The organism is Pseudomonas sp. SIMBA_068, assembly GCF_046534705.1.
GTDB lineage: Bacteria > Pseudomonadota > Gammaproteobacteria > Pseudomonadales > Pseudomonadaceae > Aquipseudomonas > Aquipseudomonas putida.
Map to the genome: position 1 here is coordinate 136,808 of NZ_JAWRYI010000007.1, position 18,637 is coordinate 155,444.

Genomic DNA, 18,637 nt, shown 5'->3' on the forward strand with positions numbered 1-18,637 from the left:
CGCGAAAACGCCGGTGCAGGCGATCAATCAACCCGGCCAATGACCAAGCCCCCATCAGCCGCGCGCACCACCGTCACAGGCAACACCGCTGGCAACTGCTCCAGCAGTGCCCGCACCTGCCGGCTGTCGAACTCACCCGACAAGCGCAAACCACCGGTACGTTCATCCGCCAGCCGCAATGGCACCTCGCTGTAGCGCTGCAAATCCACAATCGCATCGCGCAACGGTGTGCCGTCAAAACGCAACACCGAGCTGCGCCAGGCCTCCATCGCACCTGACGCCACGGCCTGCACCTCGCCCAACTCGCCAGCAGCAGCAAACAGTTGCTGCCCGGCCCGCAGTGGCTGCACAGCGCCGTGCCCAATGCCGACCTCGACCGCCCCCTCGAGCACCCCTACCCGCACGCCACGCACATCGCTGCGCACGTCGAACACCGTACCGATATCACGCACCCGCACGCCCTGGCTGCGCACAATGAACGGCGCATCGGCATGCACTACGGTAAACCGCGCCAGCCCTTCGAACAGTTCCAGCTGCCGGCTGCGCAGGTGCCGTTCAATCTGCAGCCGGCTACCCGAATCCAGCAGCACCTGGCTGCCGTCCGCCAGCACCAGCTCGCGCTGCGCGCCCACCGCCACCCGCACCTGCTCGGTATGCCAGGCAGGGTCTAGCCACCACAGGCTGCCCGCCAGCAGCAACGACAGCAGGCTGGCCTTGGCCGCCTTGCCGGCCTTGCGCCGGCGTGCGGTCATGGCTTTACCTTCGGCGAGCAACGCCTCGCGGGACGCCACCCGCTCACGCAGGGCTTCGCTGAACGCCTCCAACGGGTCGGCCTGGGCCTTGCTTTCAGGCTTGCCCTGGCTCATGCCCGCGCCTCGCCATGCAGGCGCCGGGCCGGTTCCCAGCGGCTGGCGATGGTACGCAATGCACGATTGAAGTGCTGGGTGACCATGTTGACCGAAATCTCCAGCTCGGCGGCAATGTCACGCTGAGCCATGCCATGGATGCGGTGCAGCAGGAACACCTGGCGCTGACGTGCCGGCAGGGCTTCGATAATCGCCAGCAGGGCATGCAGCTGTTGCTCGAAATCCAGCTCGCGGGCACCGTCCCAGCTGTCCAGGGCGGGTTCGTCATGGCTCGCGGCAGCCAGGTGAGCCGCACGCAGCGATTCGGCGCGCACCCGGTCGATGGCCCGGTTGAAGGTGACCTTGCGCAGAAATGCCAGCGGCAGCGAAATGCGGTGGCGGGGTGGCTTGTCGAGAATCTGCAGGTAGACGTCGTGCACCAGGTCGCGGGCAAAATGGCGGTCGCGAAAGCGCTGGCGGATGTAGCGAACCAGGTCGTCATAGTGCAACGCCAGCGCGTCGAGCAGTTCCTGGTTGGGCGGTGTGTTAGACATGGAGGGCCGGCGCCAAGTGATAATGCTTCGCATTGTAGGGGCATAAACCTGTGTTTGTCTCCATGGCCTCATCGCCGGAACTGACCACCTATACGTGAAGTCAGTCCATTTATGCGCATGCCCATGAAGACCTACATCGCCCTCGCCATCCTGGCCTTGATCGCCGCCGCCGCCCTGCTCGGCTCGCCGTGGATGAACCAGCGCTTCCACATGCCCGCAGAAAAAGCCCAGGCCCAACAACGCGAAACGGCCGGGTCCCCAAAGGAGCCGGCCGTTTCCAGACACGAGTGACGCTTAGTGCTGCTTGCTGCTGCCAGAGCGGATCTGATGCACCACACCCATTGCCACCACGACTGCCGCCGCGATACCGGTGGAGATCACCAGGATCTGGTAGTCAGGCATGAAGGCCATGGTTACCAGGGCGGCCACGATGAACGCGATCACCAGGTAGGTCAGCCACGGGAACAGCCACATCTTCAGGCGCACTTCCTTGCCTTCGGCAATCAGCTTGCGGCGCATGCGCAGTTGCGAGAAGGCAATCACCAGGTACACCAGCAGGGCGATCATGCCCGTGGTGTTCATCAAGGTATCCAGCACGTCTTTCGGGCGCAGGGTCTCGCTGAAGTTGATCAGCGCACACACCACGGCCACGGCGCACGAGCCCATGATCGCGTACACCGGTACTCCGGTGCCGGCACGGGTGATCTTGAAGAACGACGGCGCATCGCCGCGCTGAGCCAGGGAGAACAGCATGCGCGAAGCGGTGTAGTGGCCCGAGATCAGGCAGCTGCTCACCGAAGTCAGCACCACGAAGTTCATCAGCAGCTCGGCATACGGCACGCCCAGCAGTTCCAGGGTACGGCGATAGGCGCCATAGCCGGAAACGCCCAGGTGCGGGTCGTTCCACGGTACCAGGCAGACGATCAGGAAGATCGAACCGACGTAGAACAGGCACACACGCCATACCACCGAGTTGGTGGCCTTGACGATCTGCGCGGCCGGGTCTTTGGCTTCGGAAGCTGCGATGGTGACGATTTCGGCGCCCAGGAAGGCAAACATCACCCCTAGCAGCGCACCGATCACGGTGGTGATGCCATTGGGCATGAAGCCTTCGGCGGTGAGGTGGCTGATGCCACGCACTTCACCGAACTGCCACACGTTCATCACGGCAGCGGTACACACGATCAGGAAGCAGACGATCGCGATCACCTTGATCAAGGCGAACCAGAACTCGAACTCACCGTAGTGCTTGACGTTGAAGAAGTTGACGGTGATCAGCAGCAGGGTCGTGGCCAGCACGAACACATTGACGCTAACGTCGGGGAAGAAGCCATGCAGGATCTTGCCCGCCACATAGGCTTCCCAGGCCATGAGGATGACCCAGTACCACCAGTACAGCCAGCCGATGGTGAAACCGGCCCAGCGGCCAATGGCGCGGTCGGCGTAGGTGGAGAACGAGCCGGTGTCTGGCGAGGAAGTCGCCATTTCACCCAGCATGCGCATGATCAGCACCACCAGGATGCCGCCCGCCAGGTAGGCCAGGACAGCGGCTGGGCCTGCGCTGTGGATCACGCTGCCGGAACCGACGAACAAGGCGCCGCCAATTACCCCGGCGATCGACATCATCGTCAGGTGGCGCGACTTCAGCGAGGCACTGAGCTTGCTCTCGTGCCCGCTTTTCGCGGTGGTGGTTGTGGATGTTGCGTCCATCAGTTGTGTACCCCGTGCTTCTTTTTATCCAAGGAAAACCGTGAAACCCCGATGGCTGGCGGCTTCACCTGTACATCAGTGCTAATGCGGGCAGGATGGTGTGAACGAACACACGCAGGCCCTCCATGGCGGCCTGCTGACGCGCCCCAGGACGACTGCCTGGAGCGAACTGAACATGCTTTATGTGGCGATATCCGACACCTAATGTAAAAATGTCCGACGCAGAGAGCCATGCACAGTGGCATGAATCTCGCACTGCACTGTACAGGTCGCCCTTGCAGTACACCCTGCAGACGCCAGGCGATACGCACCCTGAAGGCCCCGAATGTTCGAATTACATCCAGACTCCTCCACCCCGCTGGTCAACCAGATCATCGACGGGTTGCGCGAGTTGATCGACAACCAGACCCTGAAGCCGGGCGCCAAGGTGCCGTCTATCCGCGCCTTTGCCGCGAGCTATTCGGTGAGTACTTTCACCGTGGTCGAGGCCTATGATCGCCTGGTCGCCCAGGGGCTGCTGGTGAGCCGTGGCAATGCGGGGTTCTTCGTCAACCGTGCGGCGGGCGAACTACTGGAACGGCACAATACCGAGGCCGACGCCAGTCGACCAACGTTCAACTCCGAGTGGTACCTGCAGCAGATCTTCGAGATCCGCCAGTTGCCCTACAAACCGGGGTGCGGCTGGCTGCCTAACGACTGGATGTACGAAGAAGGCCTGCGTCGGGGGCTGCGCCAGGTGGCGGGTAGCCCGCTGGAACTGTCGGGCTACGGCGACCCCATGGGCCTGATGGAGCTGCGTTCGCTGACTGCGCAGAATCTGCAGCAAGAGCTTTCCATCGTCGCCAACCCGGCGCAGCTGATGCTCACCCACGGCGCCAGCCAGGCCCTGGATCTGGCCGCACGCACCCTGGTGCGCCCAGGCGATGTGGTGCTGGTGGACGACCCCGGCTACCCCAACCTGATGAGCATCCTGCGTACCCAGGGTGCGACGCTGGTCGGCGTGCCACGCACCCCGGCCGGCTACGACCTGAACCAGCTGGAACAGTTGCTCACCCACCACCGCCCGACGGCGTTCTTCACCCAGCCGCACCTGCACAGCCCCACCTGCTCACGCACACCGCTGCCGCAGTTGCATCGCCTGCTGCAGCTGGCCAGCCAGCACGGCTTCCGCCTGGTGGAGAACAACCTGTACGCCGACATGGTCGCTGAGCCGCAGCCATGCCTGGCCAGCCTCGACCACCTGCAGCAGGTGGTGTACGTGGGCAGCTACTCCAAGAGCATCTCGCCCAATGTGCGGGTCGGCTACATGCTGGCCAACCCGGAGCTGATGCAGAAACTGCTGCACCTGAAAATGCGCTCAGGCCTGACCACCTCGCAGGTGATGGAGCGTGTGGTGTACGCCGCGATCATCGACGGCCGCTGGCGCAAGCACCTCAAGCGCCTGCGCCAGCGGCTGGCCGAAGCGCATCAGGAAGTTGGCCGGCATCTGCATCGATTGGGCTTCGAGCTGTTCACCGAATCGGATGAAGGCATGTACATCTGGACCCGCCACCCGGCGATTCCGGACAGCGCTGCGTTGCTGGATGATGCGCTGGAGAAAGGCATCATGCTTGGGCCTGGGCAGTTGTTCATGGTCGATGCCAAAGCGACCGGGTGGATGCGCTTCAATGTGGCGTTCAGCACGGACCCGGCGATGTGGGAGTTGCTGGAGAAGGTGTTCGTCAAGCATGTGCGACGGGGTGGGATGTAGTTCGCCACGACATTTTCAGGGTCTGTGAGATCGAGCGCCGCCCGCGCGGCGCTCGATCTCACAGACCCTGAAGACGTCGTGGCATGCACTTATAAGCTCCATCACCCTCTTCACGCTTGCTCCTCTCGCCCCTAGGCTCTGTACCGCAAACACCGCATGGAGCAAGCCAGTGAGACCATGGCGGCATAACTTTTCGCGAGCTTGTCGAAGCGGGTCACGATCCGGCGGTTCTCTTTCAGCCAGCTGAACATGCGCTCGATGATGTTGCGCTGTCGGTATTTTGGCCGGTCAAACAGTCTTGGTAAGCCAGGCTTGGGCTTGCGCTTCATCGAGCGCAGCTGGATGACGGGTTGCATTCGATATTGGTCGCAGTAGCGGCGTAGCGCTTCGGCGTCGTAGCCCTTGTCGGCGAGCAGCCATTTGCAGCGCTTGCGCGGGCGGCCACGTTGGCTCGATGCAATGCTGACCTTGTCCAATAGTGGTTGTGCGTAGCTGATGTCACTGGCTTGACCGCCGGAGAGGAGAAAGCGCAGCGGTGTTCCGTTGGCGTCGCAGAGCATGTGGATTTTGGTTGTCAGACCACCGCGACTGCGGCCTAGAGCATGATCGGCAGGCTCGTCAGGCCCCCTTTTTTCCCGGCGCCAGATGAGGCTCGGGTTGCGCGTACTGCGGTTGAGTCGATCATCCAGGTTTGCAGATCGATCAAGCCCTGCTCATTCAGTCGCAGGTGCAGACGTTTGAGCATCTGCTCGAAAGTCTTGGTTTCGCCAGCCCCGAAACCGTTGATACACCGTTGACCATGGGCCGAAGCGCTCTGGCATATCTCGCCATGCAGCACCTGAGCAGAGCACCCACAGCACGCCATCGAGCATCAGCCGGTCGCTCAGTCGGGGCCGGCCTCGGCCATGGGTTTCGATGAAGAGATCGGAGACCACATCCCAGGCCTCGTCCGTGAGTTCGTAGCGCCTTACCATCACAGAATTCCTTTCCGTTAATGGCGCGTGACTCTACAAAATCTCAGCGCTAGAGGAGCGACGATTTGGTTTCTCGGGATTTCGTACAGAGCCTAAGTATCCCTGGCACTTGGCGCTCTGGCATAACACTTCTTCTTAATTTTGTTGATCACACAGTTCAAACCCGCTCTTGCCCCAGTCACTTTCCTGTACCTGCGCCTCGTAGCTACAGGCTCTAACGCGCCCGGCAGCCCTGAATCAATTCCATCTGCAGCCTCTACTACAAGCTCTCCAATACTTCCCGTCTCAAATCCGCCTCACTGGAAATAGACGTGACCTCTCGAAAAACGTTAACGAGCGCTGAACTGCAAAAAATATACTCAGCCGAACCTTTCAGCTATGACTTAGAAAATATCCTTTCATGGGACAGCCCATGCACACTTCCTATAGTACCGCCCAACATAGCCTCGCTATCGACAGAAGCGCTTCGTATCAACGCAGCACGCATTGCAATGAATCTAATAAAGGAAATCGAGGCCACCCGCCCAGCCGACACCCCTGGACTGGAAACGTATTTAACCAAAAACTATTTAAGCATAAAGCATTTACACCCAGACCTGACAAACCATGACTATGCCAAAAAGAAATTCCTCCTCTTTCTTTATAATGAATCGACAAAAAAATACCTCACTCGCTCAATAGATATATGGCAACACACCTCTATACCACAAGCATCGATGACATAGCCCTGAATGTTGAAAACATTGCAAACGAATTAGTCGAGGACGGACAGAATTTCTATTGGCTTGAGGAAGAACTGTATTATTTAATGAGTGCCGCTACCGCCGCGCAAATTGAAATAGTGCTAAGACGCTGCCTTGAGAAAATCCGAAATGAATTCGAAGAGTTCCACCCTGAAGCAATAAAAACATTACGAGAAAACCATTCCAGAGACACCAGCAGCAAATCCATCACCTTAAGCCTTAACACCACAATTCAACTGAGCTCAACACTAACCCCACTATCAACAACCGAAAGCCTGCAAAGCGCCCTCCTGGGCGGAATACAGACCCTCAAAAGGCTTGGCCTTACTGCCACCCCAGTTTTCAGACTGGGTATTGGGGTATTTTTTTATTCAGCAGAACTAGGCAACGCAGATTTGTACCATGAATCAGCCCTGAGCATGCCTGCTGAACTACTCATTCCTGAGCTACCTGACAACATTCATGACATCGCGCTTAAACATGGGACTTTCGAATCCCCGTTCCGGATTCATGCCAATCTCGACACGTATACACTTACGGATAAAGCAAATGCTACCCATGCGGAAAAAGAGGTACCCGTACGCCCTCTGATAATGGACAAAGAAAGCAATAGCTACACATCGATCCCATCGAGTGACTTCCCAATCAGGCTTAGTTTTCCCATTCACACCGAAAGTGGATCATCAACTACAACCCCCAGTATCCCGATACCCTCTGATCCCTATGAAGGTGTTAATCTCAGACGAGCATGGACAGAAGCGACACCACTCCCTGCCCATGAGCCACCAAATTACAAAGACTGCATCTACTGCTTCCCGCCAGAGTCTGGCCTACCGCCACTGTACGTAGTTTTCAATTCACCCTATCCCGGCGCTACAACCATAGGGATTTACAGCGGACGTCCCTATAACTCGGAAAAAGCCGGGGGAGCAATCGAACGACTGGATTGGAGAGAGGCCCGGATCACAGCAGACGGCGTCGAGTTAGTCAAACTACACGTGAGTCGCTTTCTACCTTCGGATGCAAACAAAGTCATGATCGATAGACTTGAGAAAATCCTACAGGGCACCCTACAAACAACCGACATCGACAAGCGATTTTTCACACATGAAATAAGGGAGCTTGAGCGCTTCCGCGCCCTTGGCATTGCTGATAAAATTTTACCAACTGATCGTGGCGAGGCTTGGAACAATACTCACGCGGCCACTTTAGAAGACTATCAGCTTGGATCAGATGCCGCGCTATTGTATACAACGGAAGCTCTAGAAGCAGATGCAATCCAACTTGAGCGGGAAAATCCATGAACACGATCCACGACGTAGTTAAAAACGAATCCCCTACGGATGTGATTTTATTTCTCACCAGAGGTACTGGCATATCCCACCCGCACATAGACAGGCTTTATACCCAGAACAATTGGATTCACCTAGGTGACTGCATGGCCCTCATCGAACTGACCAGAAAAATGACGAGCGACGGCTTGATTGAACAAAAAGCCGGCGGATATGTGAAAGGTCCAAAATGGAGTGCACCAAAATTCATGCTCGAGAATAAGTACACTTTTAATCAAAGTTGACAGCCTAAGTCGAATTCTAGCGTTGCGGACTTATTCACAAATACATTTGCTCATTGCCCCTACCAAAAACTCGAAAACCGCAGTTCAGGGGCGGCAGCTACACCACAGCTGCCGCCCCTAAAGCTGCACACATCAGTCATCTCCCTGTTTGAGACACCCCGCCCGTGCCAGCACAGCGTTCAGCAGTACATCAGCGCCCTGTCGGGCATCATCAGGCAGCACGTCCTCAGCCTCGTTGTGGCTCAGTCCACCGACGCAGGGGATGAACACCATCGCCGTCGGGCAGTATCGCGCCAACAGGATGGCATCGTGACCCGCCCCGCTGACAATCGATTGCTGCGCATAACCAAGGCCGTCCACCGCTTGCTGCACGGCAGCCACGCAGTCGGCATCGAACGGGGTCGCCGGGCTCACCCAGTGGCGCTCGATACGGACCTGCAGGCCGCGCTGGCTGGCGATGGCTTGCAGCTTCAGGGTCAGCTCGCGCTCCATGGCTTCGATGGCGTCGTCGCGGGGGTGGCGCAGGTCGACCGTGAACTGCAGCAGGCCGGGAATGGTGTTGCGCGAGGACTTGGCAATAGACAGCTCACCTACGGTGGTCAGGCCTTCGGGGGCAAAGTCTGCTGCGAGTTGTTCGACCGACTGGATCATCCGCGCGGTGCCATACAGCGCATCCTTGCGCAGCGGCATCGGCGTGGTGCCGGCGTGTGCTGCCATGCCCTCTACCGTCACGTCCAGCCAGCGGATGGCCTGGCCACCACTGACCACGCCAATGGCCTTGGCGTTGTCTTCAAGGATCGGACCTTGTTCAATATGCGCCTCGAAATAGGCATCCACCTCGCCGCCCAGCGGGCGTTGGCCGGCGTACCCGGTGCGGTGCAGTTCGTCGGCGACGCTGATGCCATCGGCATCGCGGATGGCCAGCGCCTCGGCCAGTGGGAGGCTGCCGGTGAACACCGCCGAGCCGAACATGGCCGGGGTGAAGCGCGCACCCTCCTCGTTGGTCCAGACGGCAATTTCCAGCGGCTTGCGGGTGTGGATGTCCAGGTCGTTCAGGCGGCGCACCACCTCCAGGCCGGCCAGCACGCCATAGACGCCATCGAAACGGCCCCCTTCGGGCTGGGTGTCGAGGTGGCTGCCCATCATGACCGGGGCGGCATGCGGATCACTGCCGGCACGGCGGGCGAACAGGTTGCCGATGGCATCTACCGACAGGCTAAGGCCCGCTTCGCGGCACCAGTGGCTGAACAGTTCACGGCCGGCTTTGTCCTCGTCGCTGAGGGCCAGTCGGCAGCTGCCGCCGCGGGCGGTGGCGCCGACTTCGGCCATGGCCATCAGGCTCGCCCACAGGCGTTCGCCATTGCTTTTCAACATATGCGGGTACTCCAGGATAATTGGGGTTCGATCAGGCCAGTTCCAGGCGCTGGCTACGGGCGTACTGGCGCGCCAAGGCGAGCACGCAAACCAGCGAAATGGTGGCGATCAGGGTGTAGAAGGCTGCCATCGGCCACCATTGGCCGCTGAAGGTATGGGCCAGCCAGGTGCCAATCAGCGGGGTCAGGCCGCCAGCAATCGCGCCGCAGATCTGATAGGCCAGGGAAATGGCGGTGTAGCGCACGCGGGTTGCGAACATGCCGCTGACATAGCCGGCAATCACCGCATAGAAGGAGGCCATGCAGGCTGCGGCCAGTGCGATGCCTAACACGATCAACGGGCCCTGGCCCGAGCTGACCAGCACGAACATCGGGTAGGGCGAGGCCATCGCCAGCAGCGCGACCAGCGCCAGGAAGCGCGTCGCGCCGACCTTTTCCGACAGCCACGCTGCCAGCGGCTGCACACAGAGCTGGATGATCGCCACAAAGAACAGGCATTCAAGGATCAACGAGCGCTCCAGGTGCAACTGCTGGGTGGTGTAGCTGATCATGAAAGTGTTGGTGAAATAGACCCCGGCAATGCCCAGGGTGTTGGCGCCGATGCACAGCAACAGCGGGCGCCAGGCGGTGCGCAGCACTTCAAACACTGGCGCCTGCTCCTTGCGCCGGGCCTTTTGCGCCTGCTCGCGGCTGGCGATGAACTCGGGCGACTCATTCACCCCCAGGCGAATCGCCAGGCCCACCAGCAACAACAACGCGCTGGCCAGGAACGGCACGCGCCAGCCCCAGCTCATCAGCTCGTCTTCAGGCAGGCGGGTAACCGCGCCAAAGGCCAGCAGCGACAGAATCAGGCCAGCCGGGCTGCCCAGCTGGGCGAACGAGGCGAAAAAATTGCGCCGGCCCTTGGGCGCATGCTCACCCGCCATCAATACCGCCCCGCCCCACTCGCCGCCCACGGCAATGCCCTGAACGATGCGCAGCAGGATCAACAGCACCGGCGCAGTGGCGCCGATCTGCGCGTAAGTCGGCAGCAGGCCGATGCACACGGTAACGATACCCATCATCAGCAGGGTGATGACCAGCGACTTCTTGCGACCGATTCGGTCGCCCACGTGGCCGAAGACGATGCCGCCCAGCGGCCGGGCGAAGAAGCCCACGGCGAAGGTGCCGAACGCGGCCATGGTGCTGAACAGGCTGTCGTCAGAGGGGAAGAACAAGGCACCGAACACCAGGGCGGCGGCGGTGGCGTAGATGTAGAAGTCGTACCACTCGATCATGGTACCGATGAACGCGGCGGCGGCTGCACGGCGCGGCTGGGCGGAAGCGGTAGGGTTCATGGGGGCTCCTTTGCTTGTTGTTCTGGCAGGAGTTGCTGGTCACAGTGGCGCTCTCATGGCGCTTGGCCTGCTGGTTCGGTGCTGGCTTCTTCGCGGGGTCGCACCCTGTCTGCGACAGTGCAGTACCTGTGGGAGGGGGCAAGCCCGCGAAGAAGCCGCCGCCGACGCACCAGGCTTCAATGCATGCGATTTATCGGCCCGGGGCTATGATTAGTCAATTTTCTATTTATTATTCGAACTATTAGCCACGCTTATCATCGAGTCCCCGCCATGTCTGACCGCCTGCTCAACGACCGCCTCGACTGGAACCTGCTGCGCACCTTCCGGGTCATCGGCCAGGAGCTGTCCATCAGCCGCGCCGCCGCCCGCCTGCACCTCACTCAACCGGCGGTAAGCCAGGCGCTCAAGCGCCTTGAAGAGCAGCTCGGCCGCCAGCTCATTGCCCGCCGTGGGCCGCGCTTCGTGCTGACAGAAATGGGCGAGCAGCTGTTCCAGCTGGCCGGCGAGGTGTATGGGCAAATGTCGCAGATCGGCGGATTGCTGGAGCAACCGGCAGACGAAGTGGTGGGCAAAGTGCGCCTGCTGATGATCAGCCGCATCGTCAGCGAACGCTTCGACAACTTCCTCGCCGACTTCCACCGCCAGCGCCCGCGAGTGGAACTGGAAATCGACGTGATGCGCAGCTCCGACATCGTCGCCGCCCTGCAGGAAAAAACCGCCACGGCGGGCCTTAGCCTCACCCGGCGTGCACAGCCACGGTTGGAGCAACGGCTGTTCCTGCGCCAGCGCTATGCGTTTTTCTGTGGCAAGCACCATGCCCTGTTCGGCCAGGCCGAAGGCGACTTGCAACGGGAGAATTTCGTCAGTTTCACCAGCGACCAGATTGGCGGCATGTTGTCGCCGCTGACCATTTTCCGTGACCTGCAAGGGTTTGCCGGGCGGATCGTGGCCTCATCGCCAAGCCTTGAGGAGGTACGCCGGCTGGTGATAGCCGGGTTTGGCATCGGCTGCCTGCCGGAGCATGTGGTGGCACCGGATGTCGAAGCGGGGTTGCTGTGGAAGCTGCCGCCGCAGGAAGGGATTGCCGATGTGGATATTCACCTGTTGTGGAACAGGGAACAGCGGTTCAGCCGGGCGGAAGAGGTGTTTATCGAGGCGTTGCAGCGTGTCATAACCTAGCGCTTCTGAGCGGCTCCATAGACCTCGCGCGCTCGCGCTTGCTTATAGGTCATCCAGAGACACCGGTACGCCTTTTTCACCCAGCCTGGTCTTGGCCAATTCACTCAATTCGAGATCTTCCAGGCGCTTCATCATGGATTCGTACAGTTTGGCCGGAACCATGTAACCCATCACACGATTGTGGTTAAGCACGGCAACAGGCATGCCAGCGGCCCCGGCCATTACAGCAGATGGGTTCTTTTTCAGTTCCGATACGCTTACGGTCACACTTGCAAAGATTTTTTGCATTATTCCGCCTCGAATCAAGACCAGATTTTGGTCCATATATAGGACGTAAACAAGCCTACGTTCTTGGTTCAGCCCTGCGGGTCGACGGCGGCGTGGTCGACAGCCTCGCTATCTGAATTCAACTGTAGGCATTCGGGGAAAACTTGGATCCCATTCTATGAGAGGGTATGCTGCGCAATAGCTATACGCCACTATCCAGGCAGGTTTGACGCCTGCCTTCAAGGACGAAGCCTTTGCCCAGCCACCCTACCCGCCACACCATTGCCCGCCAGTGGCAGCTGCTCAAGTTGCTGCCCGGCCGCCACCCCGGGATGAGTTCTACCCAGTTGCAGGCCGCCCTGACAATCGTGGGCCATACCACCAGCAAACGCACCGTCGAACGCGACCTGGTCGAGCTCGCCGCGTTGTTCCCGTTGCAGTGCAACAGTAAAGGCATGCCGTATGGTTGGTACTGGCAACCAGGCCTGAGCCTGGGCGAAGCGCAGCAGCTGCAACCCGACATGCTTACGCCCCCGGCCCAGGTTGAACTGCATGCCTGGGTTGATGACGCGCTGGCCATGCGCCTGGAGCAATCCCCCCTGTCAGCAGACATGCAACTGACGCCGCAAGCGAGCGGTGGCGCCACGCTGGTGGCCACTGTTGACGATAACCGGGCGCTGATGGGCTGGCTGCTGTCCCAAGCAGGTTCTATCCGCATCCAGGCCCCGCAGGCACTGCGCGTGGCCATGCTCGAACAGTTGCGCCAGAGCCTGGCGCTGCACGAGGGTAGTTATTGACCGGCAGGCAAAAGTCATTGTCCCGCGGGCCGCTTTTTCCCCAAGCCTGCCCTGCGCAGAATTCGCTCCTGACAACGCATCTTTCAGGAGCACTCGATGACATGCTTCAAGCCCTTGCTACTGGCCGTCGCCCTGGCGACCACTGCCCAGGCCACTTTGGCCGCCGACTGGCAGACCTCGCCCTACGGCAAACAGGATGAAATCGGCGCGGCCAACCTGCTCACCCCGGACGTGGTCAAGCAGGCTGTCGGCCTGGTCAAGACCGGCAAGACCTACCCTCTGGCCGTGCCCGTGAGCAAGAACTTGCCGGCATTCCGCCACCGCAGCTTCCACCTTTACAACATCCAGCCCGGCGAACAGGCGGGCCAGACCCTGGGCCGCAACAAGTTCAGCTTCAACGATGAACTGGTCAACGGCTGGACCGGCGTCGGTACCCAGCTCAACGGCATCGGCCATATCGGCATCGACAACGTCTACTACAACGGCAACAAGGCGGCCGACTTCGTCACCGTCGAAGGCGTGACCAAGCTGGGCGTGGAGAAAGTACCGCCCATGGTTACTCGTGGTGTGGTGCTGGACATGACGGCCTACTATGGCAAGGCCATCGTCCCGGGCGGCACTGCGTTTACCGTCGCTGACATCAAGGCCGTGCTGAAGAAACAAGGCATTACCCTGCGCAAGGGTGATGTGGTGCTGTTCAATACCGGTTGGCTGGAGCTGATCGGCAAGGACAACCAGCAATTCCTCGCCACCGAGCCAGGCATCGACCTGCCGGCGGCCGAATGGCTGGCGGACCAGGGCATCGTCGCCTTTGGTGGCGATACCTGGGCTTCCGAGGTGTACCCAAACCCGAGCGGCGAAGAGTTCCCGGTCAACCAGTTCATGCTGGCCAAACGGGGTATCTACAACCTGGAACTGATCGACACGCGCGCGCTGGTGCAAGACAAGGCGTTCGAGTTCCTGTTCGTGCTGGGGCAGCCGCTGTACAAGGGCTCGACCCAGGTGAACATCAACCCGGTGGCCATTCACTGATCGCCGGACTGGCTGGCTTTCGAAATTGGGGCCGCTTGCGGCCCCGGCAATCTCAGAGGAAGGTGAACACTTGCGAAGCCGGCAACCGTGACTTGTTCAGCCCGGCGTTGAAGTCCGATTCACTGCGATAACCCAGGCTGAGGATCACCACGCTGGTAAAGCCACGCTCACGCAAGCCCAGCTCGGCATCGAGGATCTTGCTGTCGAAGCCTTCGATCGGCGTTGCATCCAGACCATGTGCCGCGGCCCCCAACAAGGCCGTGCCCAACGCCAGGTAAGTCTGCTTTTCCATCCAGTGCTGCGCGTCTTTATGGTCGTAGCGATGCAGGTTCACGTAGTGACGGCGGCTCTGGTTCTGCCCGGCACGCGCCTGTTCGTCACGGAAACGGCCATCGGCAGCCTCTTGATCAAGCACCGCATTCAGGTGCGCTTCGGTCATTTCTGTGCGGGTGCAGAACACGATCACGTGCGAGGCATCGAGCAGCTTCGGCGTGTTGTAGGCGTAACCCTCAGTCGTGCTTTTTGCCAGGCGGGCCTTGCCTTCGGCCGTATCGGCGACAATGAAGTACCAAGGCTGAGAGTTGACCGAAGACGGGCTGTGGCGCAATTGTTCGAGCAGGGCATCGACAGTGGCCTGGGGAATGCGGCGCGAGGCATCGTAGGCTTTGGTGGTGTAGCGGCGCTTGGCCAGCGAGACGGTATCCATGCAACGACTCCGTGAATGAACAGTGGATTTGTCGCGTATCTTATCTTTCCCGCAGAAAAGAAAAACCGGCACAATGCAGCAACACTTTCATCCCTGGAGTGAAAATGCTGCGCATTGCCGACCTCGAACTGTTTGCCCGCAGCAGCGTGCTGGGCAGCTTCACTGCCGCCGCCCATGAAGCCGGCCTGCTGCCGGGCCAGGTGGCCGCAGCAATCAAGCGCCTGGAGCGCGACCTGGATGTACGCCTGTTCGCCCGCACCACTCGCAGCCTGCGCCTGACCGCCGAGGGCGAGCGCTACCTGCCCACCGCGCTGAATGTGCTGGAGAGCTTGCGCCAGGGCCATGAAGACCTGCATGGCAACCCCAATACCCTGCGCGGCACCCTGCAGGTGTCGGCACCTTCCGACATGGGCCGCAACATGTTGCTGCCCTGGCTCAGCGCCTTCCGCCGCGAGCACCCGGCATTGCAACTGCGCTTCTTCCTGTCCGACCAGATTGCCGACCTCAACCGCGACCCGGTGGATGTGGCCATCCGCTATGGCCTGAACCAGGATGCCAACTACATCGCTCTGCCATTGGCCGACTGGAACCGCAGAGTGCTGGTCGCATCGCCCGACTACCTGGCCCGCCACGGCCGCCCGCTCAGCCCCGACGCCCTTCAGCAACATGCCTGCCTGCTGTACATGCAGCACAACCGGGTATACGACAAGTGGCAGCTGGGCAACCGTACCGTGCAGGTGCGCGGGCCGCTGGTCAGTGACGATGCCGACGTCATCCGTCGCCTGGCCATTCAAGGCGAAGGCATCGTCTACAAGTCGTGGCTGGATGTCAGCGCCAACATTGCGGCCGGTGAACTGGAAATCGTCCTGCCCGAACTGCTCGGCGAACCTACCCCGGTCACCTTGGTATGCCCGCATCGCAAGCAGCTCACACCTGCGGTTTCGCAATTGCACCTGTGGCTGCGCGAGCGCTTCGAGGCCCTGCGTGATCGGGCACTGACCAACGGCTGCACAATCGTTCCAGACTGAGCCGAGGGGTTGCGCTAAGGTAGCCATTTAAGCCAACGGCACACGTTCATGAGCAACTGGATCGACCTCAAGCAAGACGCCGATAGCGGCATCGAGTCGGTCCGTGCGCATTTTGTCGGGCATGCCTACGACCCGCACTGGCACGACAGCTTCCTGGTCGGCGTGACCGAACAGGGCGTGCAGCAGTTCAATTGCCGCCGGGTGCGCCACCGCAGCACGCCGGGGCAAGTTTTCTTGCTCGAACCTGGCGACATACACGATGGCCTGGCGCCCACCGAAGAAGGCTTTACCTATTCGACGCTGTACCTGGCGCCCGATTGGCTCGACCAACAGCTGCGGGCGCTGTTCGAGCACGCACCGGGCGACAGCCTGCCCAGCTTCGCCGACACTCTGTGCCACGACGAACACCTCGCCCGGGCCACCGCCCTCGCCTTCCAGTCCGTGCACGACCAGGACTTGCGCATCGTCCGGCAAACGGCCATGGACGACCTGCTTGCCTGCCTGACCCGCCACATGCACTGGCGCCGACGCATCAACCCCGACCCACGCCTGCCGCTGACCGCCCAGCGCGCACGGGATTTCCTGCACGCCAACCTGGAGCGCGACATCGGCCTGGAAGACCTGGCCCAGGCCTGCGGCATCGACCGCTTTCGCCTTACCCGTGCATTCAAGGCCGCATTCGGCATTGCACCGCATGCCTACCTGATCCAGCTGCGCCTGGCCCGGGCGCGGCGCCTGCTCGCCCTGGGCCAGACGCCTGCCGAAGTGGCCGTAGCCTTGGGCTTCGCCGACCAGAGCCACCTGGGGCGCTGGTTCCGTCGGGCCTACCGGCTGACCCCTGCCGACTACCGCAGGCGCTGCTCAAACCTTCCAGACTGATCGCCTGCGGGCAGCGAGCATGGTGCTTCGAATTTCCGGAGCCATGAACCATGTCGCAGTCGTTGTTGCCCTTCATTCTGTTCGCCCTGGTGTCCAGCATCAGCCCGGGGCCGACCAACCTGTTGATCCTGGCCCATGGCGCGCGCGCGGGTTTGCGCGCGAGCCTGGCGCCAATCGTGGCGGCCTGTGGCGCAGCGGCGGCGATCGTGTTGATGGTGGGTCTGGGGCTGGGTGAACTGCTGCTGCGTCACCCCTTGGCCCAACAGGTGATGAGTTGGGCGGGAGTGTTGTGGCTAAGCTGGCTGGCGTGGAAGATGCTGCGCAGTACCGCCGCACCGCTGCAAGCGGCCACGGCGCAAGGGTTCAGTGCTTTGAGCGCCGCAGCGTTGCAGGTGGTGAACCCCAAGGTATGGTTGATGGCCGTGGCGGTGGTCGGGGTGTTTGCCGCGCCTTCGTTGCCGGTGTGGCAGTTGGCACTGGTGTTTTTACTCATAGCCCTGCCGTGCATGGCAGCGTGGGCAGTGCTGGGGGTGGGCAGCGCCCGCTGGTTGCAGGCACCGCGCCGGTTGCAGCTGTTCAACCAGGTGTTGGCGGCGGTGCTGTTGATTTCTGCCTGGGCTGCCGTACTGGCTTGAACGCCAAGCAGGTGTCCCACACGTCTACGGGGGGAGCGGCCTTGGGTCAGTGTGTCAGCGCCTCGCGGAAGCGCCGCGTGCTGGCAACAGCCAGTACCAGCCCGACCAACGCCACGCTACCGCCCACCAGGCCGATATCGGCCACGTCCATCTGGCTGCTGACGATACTGCCCAGCAGTGCACCGCCACCAATCCCGATGTTGTAGATACCCGAGAACAGCGCCATGGCCACATCGGTGGCATCGGATGCCAGCTTCAACGTCTTGGACTGCAGCGACAGGCTGAAGCTGAGGATCGCCACACCCCAGAACATGCTCAGCACCGCAAACGCATAGAAGTTGCCCGACAGCGGCAACATCAGCAACAGGCACGCGGCGAGCAAGCCGATCGAGCCGACCAGGAAACCATGCGGGAAACGGTCGCTGTAGCGGCTGAACAGCAGCGAGCCGAATACCCCGGCACCGCCAAACAGCAACAACAACAGCGTGGTGCGCTCACCGCCAATCTGCGCCACGTGCAGTGCAAAAGGTTCAATGTAGCTATAGGCGGTGAACTGAGCGGTTATCACCAGCGTCACCAGCAGGTAGGTGATCACCAGCGCCGGGCGCTTGAACAGGATTGGCAGGCTGCGCAACGAGCCCGAGTTCTGGCTGGGCAGCAGCGGCAGCGACTTCATCAGGCACAGCATGGTGGCCAGCGCGACCCCGGCAATGCTGAGGAATGTCACGCGCCAACCCAACGCCTCACCCACCACGCGCCCCAGCGGAATGCCCAAAACCATTGCCAGGGTGGTGCCGGTAGCCAGCAGGCCCAGCGCCTTGGCCTGCTGGCCAGGTGGCGCCACGCGCACTGCCAGCGAGGCGGTAATGGCCCAGAACACCGCATGCGACAGCGCAATGCCGATACGGCTGACCAGCAACATGGCAAAGCTCTGCGACAGCCACGACAGCACGTGGCTGACGATGAACACCAGGAACACGAACAACAGCAGGCGCCGCCGTTCGATATTGCGGGTCAGCAGCATCATCGGCAGCGAGGCCAGCGCCACCACCCAGGCATAGATGGTCAGCATCAGCCCCACCTGGGCGGTGCTCATGTCGAAGCTGCGGCCAATGTCGCTGAGCAGCGCCACCGGGACAAACTCGGTGGTGTTGAAGATGAAGGCCGCCAGGGCCAGGGCAATGACGCTCAGCCAACTGCCGCTGCCCGCCGTGGGCGGCGTGTGGGTGGGTATGGGTCCGTTCATGGGTGG

The 18,637-nt window shown here is 61.0% G+C and carries 19 protein-coding genes and 1 pseudogene; 11 read left to right on the forward strand and 9 right to left on the reverse strand.

Going from position 1 to position 18,637, the window contains the following annotated elements; genetic code table 11:
* Positions 1–23 precede the first annotated feature (23 nt).
* Both SB756_RS17390 and SB756_RS17395 read right to left on the reverse strand, forming a co-directional pair.
* Positions 24–866, reverse strand: coding sequence for a FecR family protein (locus SB756_RS17390; RefSeq protein ID WP_410911230.1), 843 nt, complete (start codon positions 864–866; stop codon positions 24–26).
* A complete protein-coding gene (locus SB756_RS17395) occupies positions 863–1,399 on the reverse strand; it encodes an RNA polymerase sigma factor (RefSeq protein WP_341798244.1) in 537 nt (178 codons plus the stop codon). The genes SB756_RS17390 and SB756_RS17395 overlap by 4 nt, the downstream gene beginning before the upstream one ends.
* 111 nt (positions 1,400–1,510) lie before the next feature.
* Between SB756_RS17395 and SB756_RS17400 the strand changes: the two genes are divergently transcribed.
* The gene (locus SB756_RS17400; protein WP_341798243.1) at positions 1,511–1,690 is read left to right on the forward strand and encodes a hypothetical protein; all 180 of its coding nucleotides are present in this window, start codon (positions 1,511–1,513) and stop codon (positions 1,688–1,690) included.
* A 3-nt stretch (positions 1,691–1,693) separates the two neighbouring features.
* Here the strand turns inward: SB756_RS17400 and SB756_RS17405 are convergent, their stop codons facing one another.
* Positions 1,694–3,109 carry an amino acid permease gene (locus SB756_RS17405; protein ID WP_016500412.1) on the reverse strand — a complete coding sequence of 472 codons (1,416 nt, stop codon included), beginning with the start codon at positions 3,107–3,109 and terminating at the stop codon, positions 1,694–1,696.
* 325 nt (positions 3,110–3,434) lie between these two features.
* On the opposite strand from SB756_RS17405, the gene SB756_RS17410 reads away from it, so the two are divergent.
* The gene (locus tag SB756_RS17410; RefSeq protein ID WP_341798242.1) at positions 3,435–4,859 is read left to right on the forward strand and encodes a PLP-dependent aminotransferase family protein; all 1,425 of its coding nucleotides are present in this window, start codon (positions 3,435–3,437) and stop codon (positions 4,857–4,859) included.
* A gap of 131 nt (positions 4,860–4,990) precedes the next feature.
* Here SB756_RS17410 and SB756_RS17415 read toward each other — a convergent pair.
* Positions 4,991–5,833, reverse strand: a pseudogene (locus SB756_RS17415) (IS5 family transposase).
* 311 nt (positions 5,834–6,144) lie between these two features.
* Between SB756_RS17415 and SB756_RS17420 the strand changes: the two are divergent.
* Genes SB756_RS17420 through SB756_RS17430 form a run of 3 tightly spaced genes read left to right on the forward strand, consistent with a single transcriptional unit; the run spans position 6,145 to position 8,152 of the window.
* A complete protein-coding gene (locus tag SB756_RS17420; RefSeq protein WP_410911231.1) occupies positions 6,145–6,558 on the forward strand; it encodes a hypothetical protein in 414 nt (137 codons plus the stop codon).
* Positions 6,519–7,880, forward strand: coding sequence for an S-type pyocin domain-containing protein (locus SB756_RS17425; protein WP_410911232.1), 1,362 nt, complete (start codon positions 6,519–6,521; stop codon positions 7,878–7,880). Before SB756_RS17420 ends, SB756_RS17425 begins: the two co-directional genes overlap by 40 nt.
* Entirely contained in the window at positions 7,877–8,152 is a 276-nt protein-coding gene (locus tag SB756_RS17430; RefSeq protein ID WP_063427003.1) for a hypothetical protein, read from the forward strand. The genes SB756_RS17425 and SB756_RS17430 overlap by 4 nt, the downstream gene beginning before the upstream one ends.
* A gap of 132 nt (positions 8,153–8,284) precedes the next feature.
* Here the strand turns inward: SB756_RS17430 and SB756_RS17435 are convergent, their stop codons facing one another.
* Both SB756_RS17435 and SB756_RS17440 read right to left on the reverse strand, forming a co-directional pair.
* Positions 8,285–9,526 (reverse strand): Zn-dependent hydrolase, encoded by a 1,242-nt coding sequence (locus tag SB756_RS17435; RefSeq protein WP_410911233.1) that lies wholly within the window; start codon positions 9,524–9,526, stop codon positions 8,285–8,287.
* A gap of 31 nt (positions 9,527–9,557) precedes the next feature.
* On the reverse strand, positions 9,558–10,862 hold the full coding sequence (locus tag SB756_RS17440; RefSeq protein ID WP_049275511.1) for an MFS transporter: 1,305 nt from the start codon (positions 10,860–10,862) through the stop codon (positions 9,558–9,560).
* A gap of 270 nt (positions 10,863–11,132) precedes the next feature.
* Between SB756_RS17440 and SB756_RS17445 the strand changes: the two genes are divergently transcribed.
* A complete protein-coding gene (locus SB756_RS17445; protein WP_341798238.1) occupies positions 11,133–12,041 on the forward strand; it encodes a LysR family transcriptional regulator in 909 nt (302 codons plus the stop codon).
* Between the two features lie 42 nt (positions 12,042–12,083).
* Here the strand turns inward: SB756_RS17445 and SB756_RS17450 are convergent, their stop codons facing one another.
* Positions 12,084–12,329 carry a type II toxin-antitoxin system Phd/YefM family antitoxin gene (locus SB756_RS17450; protein ID WP_341798237.1) on the reverse strand — a complete coding sequence of 82 codons (246 nt, stop codon included), beginning with the start codon at positions 12,327–12,329 and terminating at the stop codon, positions 12,084–12,086.
* Positions 12,330–12,562: 233 nt separating this feature from the next.
* Between SB756_RS17450 and SB756_RS17455 the strand changes: the two genes are divergently transcribed.
* Both SB756_RS17455 and SB756_RS17460 read left to right on the forward strand, forming a co-directional pair.
* A complete protein-coding gene (locus SB756_RS17455) occupies positions 12,563–13,105 on the forward strand; it encodes a WYL domain-containing protein (RefSeq protein ID WP_341798236.1) in 543 nt (180 codons plus the stop codon).
* Between the two features lie 96 nt (positions 13,106–13,201).
* Positions 13,202–14,137, forward strand: coding sequence for a cyclase family protein (locus SB756_RS17460; RefSeq protein ID WP_410911234.1), 936 nt, complete (start codon positions 13,202–13,204; stop codon positions 14,135–14,137).
* A gap of 52 nt (positions 14,138–14,189) precedes the next feature.
* On the opposite strand, the gene nfsB is transcribed toward SB756_RS17460, so the two are convergent.
* The gene (gene nfsB, locus SB756_RS17465) at positions 14,190–14,843 is read right to left on the reverse strand and encodes an oxygen-insensitive NAD(P)H nitroreductase (protein WP_410911235.1); all 654 of its coding nucleotides are present in this window, start codon (positions 14,841–14,843) and stop codon (positions 14,190–14,192) included.
* 104 nt (positions 14,844–14,947) lie between these two features.
* Here nfsB and SB756_RS17470 point away from each other — a divergent pair, with 104 nt between their 5' ends.
* From SB756_RS17470 to SB756_RS17480, 3 genes are read left to right on the forward strand one after another with little or no spacing between them, the layout of a single operon-like run.
* Entirely contained in the window at positions 14,948–15,871 is a 924-nt protein-coding gene (locus SB756_RS17470) for a LysR family transcriptional regulator (RefSeq protein WP_016486010.1), read from the forward strand.
* A 48-nt stretch (positions 15,872–15,919) separates the two neighbouring features.
* Positions 15,920–16,750 carry an AraC family ligand binding domain-containing protein gene (locus tag SB756_RS17475; protein WP_410911236.1) on the forward strand — a complete coding sequence of 277 codons (831 nt, stop codon included), beginning with the start codon at positions 15,920–15,922 and terminating at the stop codon, positions 16,748–16,750.
* 50 nt (positions 16,751–16,800) lie between these two features.
* Positions 16,801–17,385: a LysE family translocator gene (locus SB756_RS17480; RefSeq protein WP_410911237.1), complete on the forward strand. Its 585-nt coding sequence runs from the start codon at positions 16,801–16,803 to the stop codon at positions 17,383–17,385.
* Positions 17,386–17,431: 46 nt separating this feature from the next.
* Here SB756_RS17480 and SB756_RS17485 read toward each other — a convergent pair whose 3' ends face one another.
* Complete coding sequence (locus tag SB756_RS17485; RefSeq protein WP_410911238.1) at positions 17,432–18,631, reverse strand: sugar transporter; 1,200 nt, start codon at positions 18,629–18,631, stop codon at positions 17,432–17,434.
* Positions 18,632–18,637: the final 6 nt, after the last annotated feature.

Excerpts from the sequence above, each read along its gene's own strand:
- SB756_RS17390 (WP_410911230.1), bottom strand. The coding sequence starts at position 866 with ATGAGCCAGGGCAAGCCTGAAAGCAAGGCCCAGGCCGACCCGTTGGAG.
- SB756_RS17395 (WP_341798244.1), bottom strand. The coding sequence starts at position 1,399 with ATGTCTAACACACCGCCCAACCAGGAACTGCTCGACGCGCTGGCGTTG.
- SB756_RS17400 (WP_341798243.1), top strand. The coding sequence starts at position 1,511 with ATGCGCATGCCCATGAAGACCTACATCGCCCTCGCCATCCTGGCCTTG.
- SB756_RS17405 (WP_016500412.1), bottom strand. The coding sequence starts at position 3,109 with ATGGACGCAACATCCACAACCACCACCGCGAAAAGCGGGCACGAGAGC.
- SB756_RS17410 (WP_341798242.1), top strand. The coding sequence starts at position 3,435 with ATGTTCGAATTACATCCAGACTCCTCCACCCCGCTGGTCAACCAGATC.
- SB756_RS17425 (WP_410911232.1), top strand. The coding sequence starts at position 6,519 with ATGGCAACACACCTCTATACCACAAGCATCGATGACATAGCCCTGAAT.
- SB756_RS17430 (WP_063427003.1), top strand. The coding sequence starts at position 7,877 with ATGAACACGATCCACGACGTAGTTAAAAACGAATCCCCTACGGATGTG.
- SB756_RS17435 (WP_410911233.1), bottom strand. The coding sequence starts at position 9,526 with ATGTTGAAAAGCAATGGCGAACGCCTGTGGGCGAGCCTGATGGCCATG.
- SB756_RS17440 (WP_049275511.1), bottom strand. The coding sequence starts at position 10,862 with ATGAACCCTACCGCTTCCGCCCAGCCGCGCCGTGCAGCCGCCGCCGCG.
- SB756_RS17445 (WP_341798238.1), top strand. The coding sequence starts at position 11,133 with ATGTCTGACCGCCTGCTCAACGACCGCCTCGACTGGAACCTGCTGCGC.
- SB756_RS17450 (WP_341798237.1), bottom strand. The coding sequence starts at position 12,329 with ATGCAAAAAATCTTTGCAAGTGTGACCGTAAGCGTATCGGAACTGAAA.
- SB756_RS17460 (WP_410911234.1), top strand. The coding sequence starts at position 13,202 with ATGACATGCTTCAAGCCCTTGCTACTGGCCGTCGCCCTGGCGACCACT.
- nfsB (WP_410911235.1), bottom strand. The coding sequence starts at position 14,843 with ATGGATACCGTCTCGCTGGCCAAGCGCCGCTACACCACCAAAGCCTAC.
- SB756_RS17470 (WP_016486010.1), top strand. The coding sequence starts at position 14,948 with ATGCTGCGCATTGCCGACCTCGAACTGTTTGCCCGCAGCAGCGTGCTG.
- SB756_RS17475 (WP_410911236.1), top strand. The coding sequence starts at position 15,920 with ATGAGCAACTGGATCGACCTCAAGCAAGACGCCGATAGCGGCATCGAG.
- SB756_RS17480 (WP_410911237.1), top strand. The coding sequence starts at position 16,801 with ATGTCGCAGTCGTTGTTGCCCTTCATTCTGTTCGCCCTGGTGTCCAGC.
- SB756_RS17485 (WP_410911238.1), bottom strand. The coding sequence starts at position 18,631 with ATGAACGGACCCATACCCACCCACACGCCGCCCACGGCGGGCAGCGGC.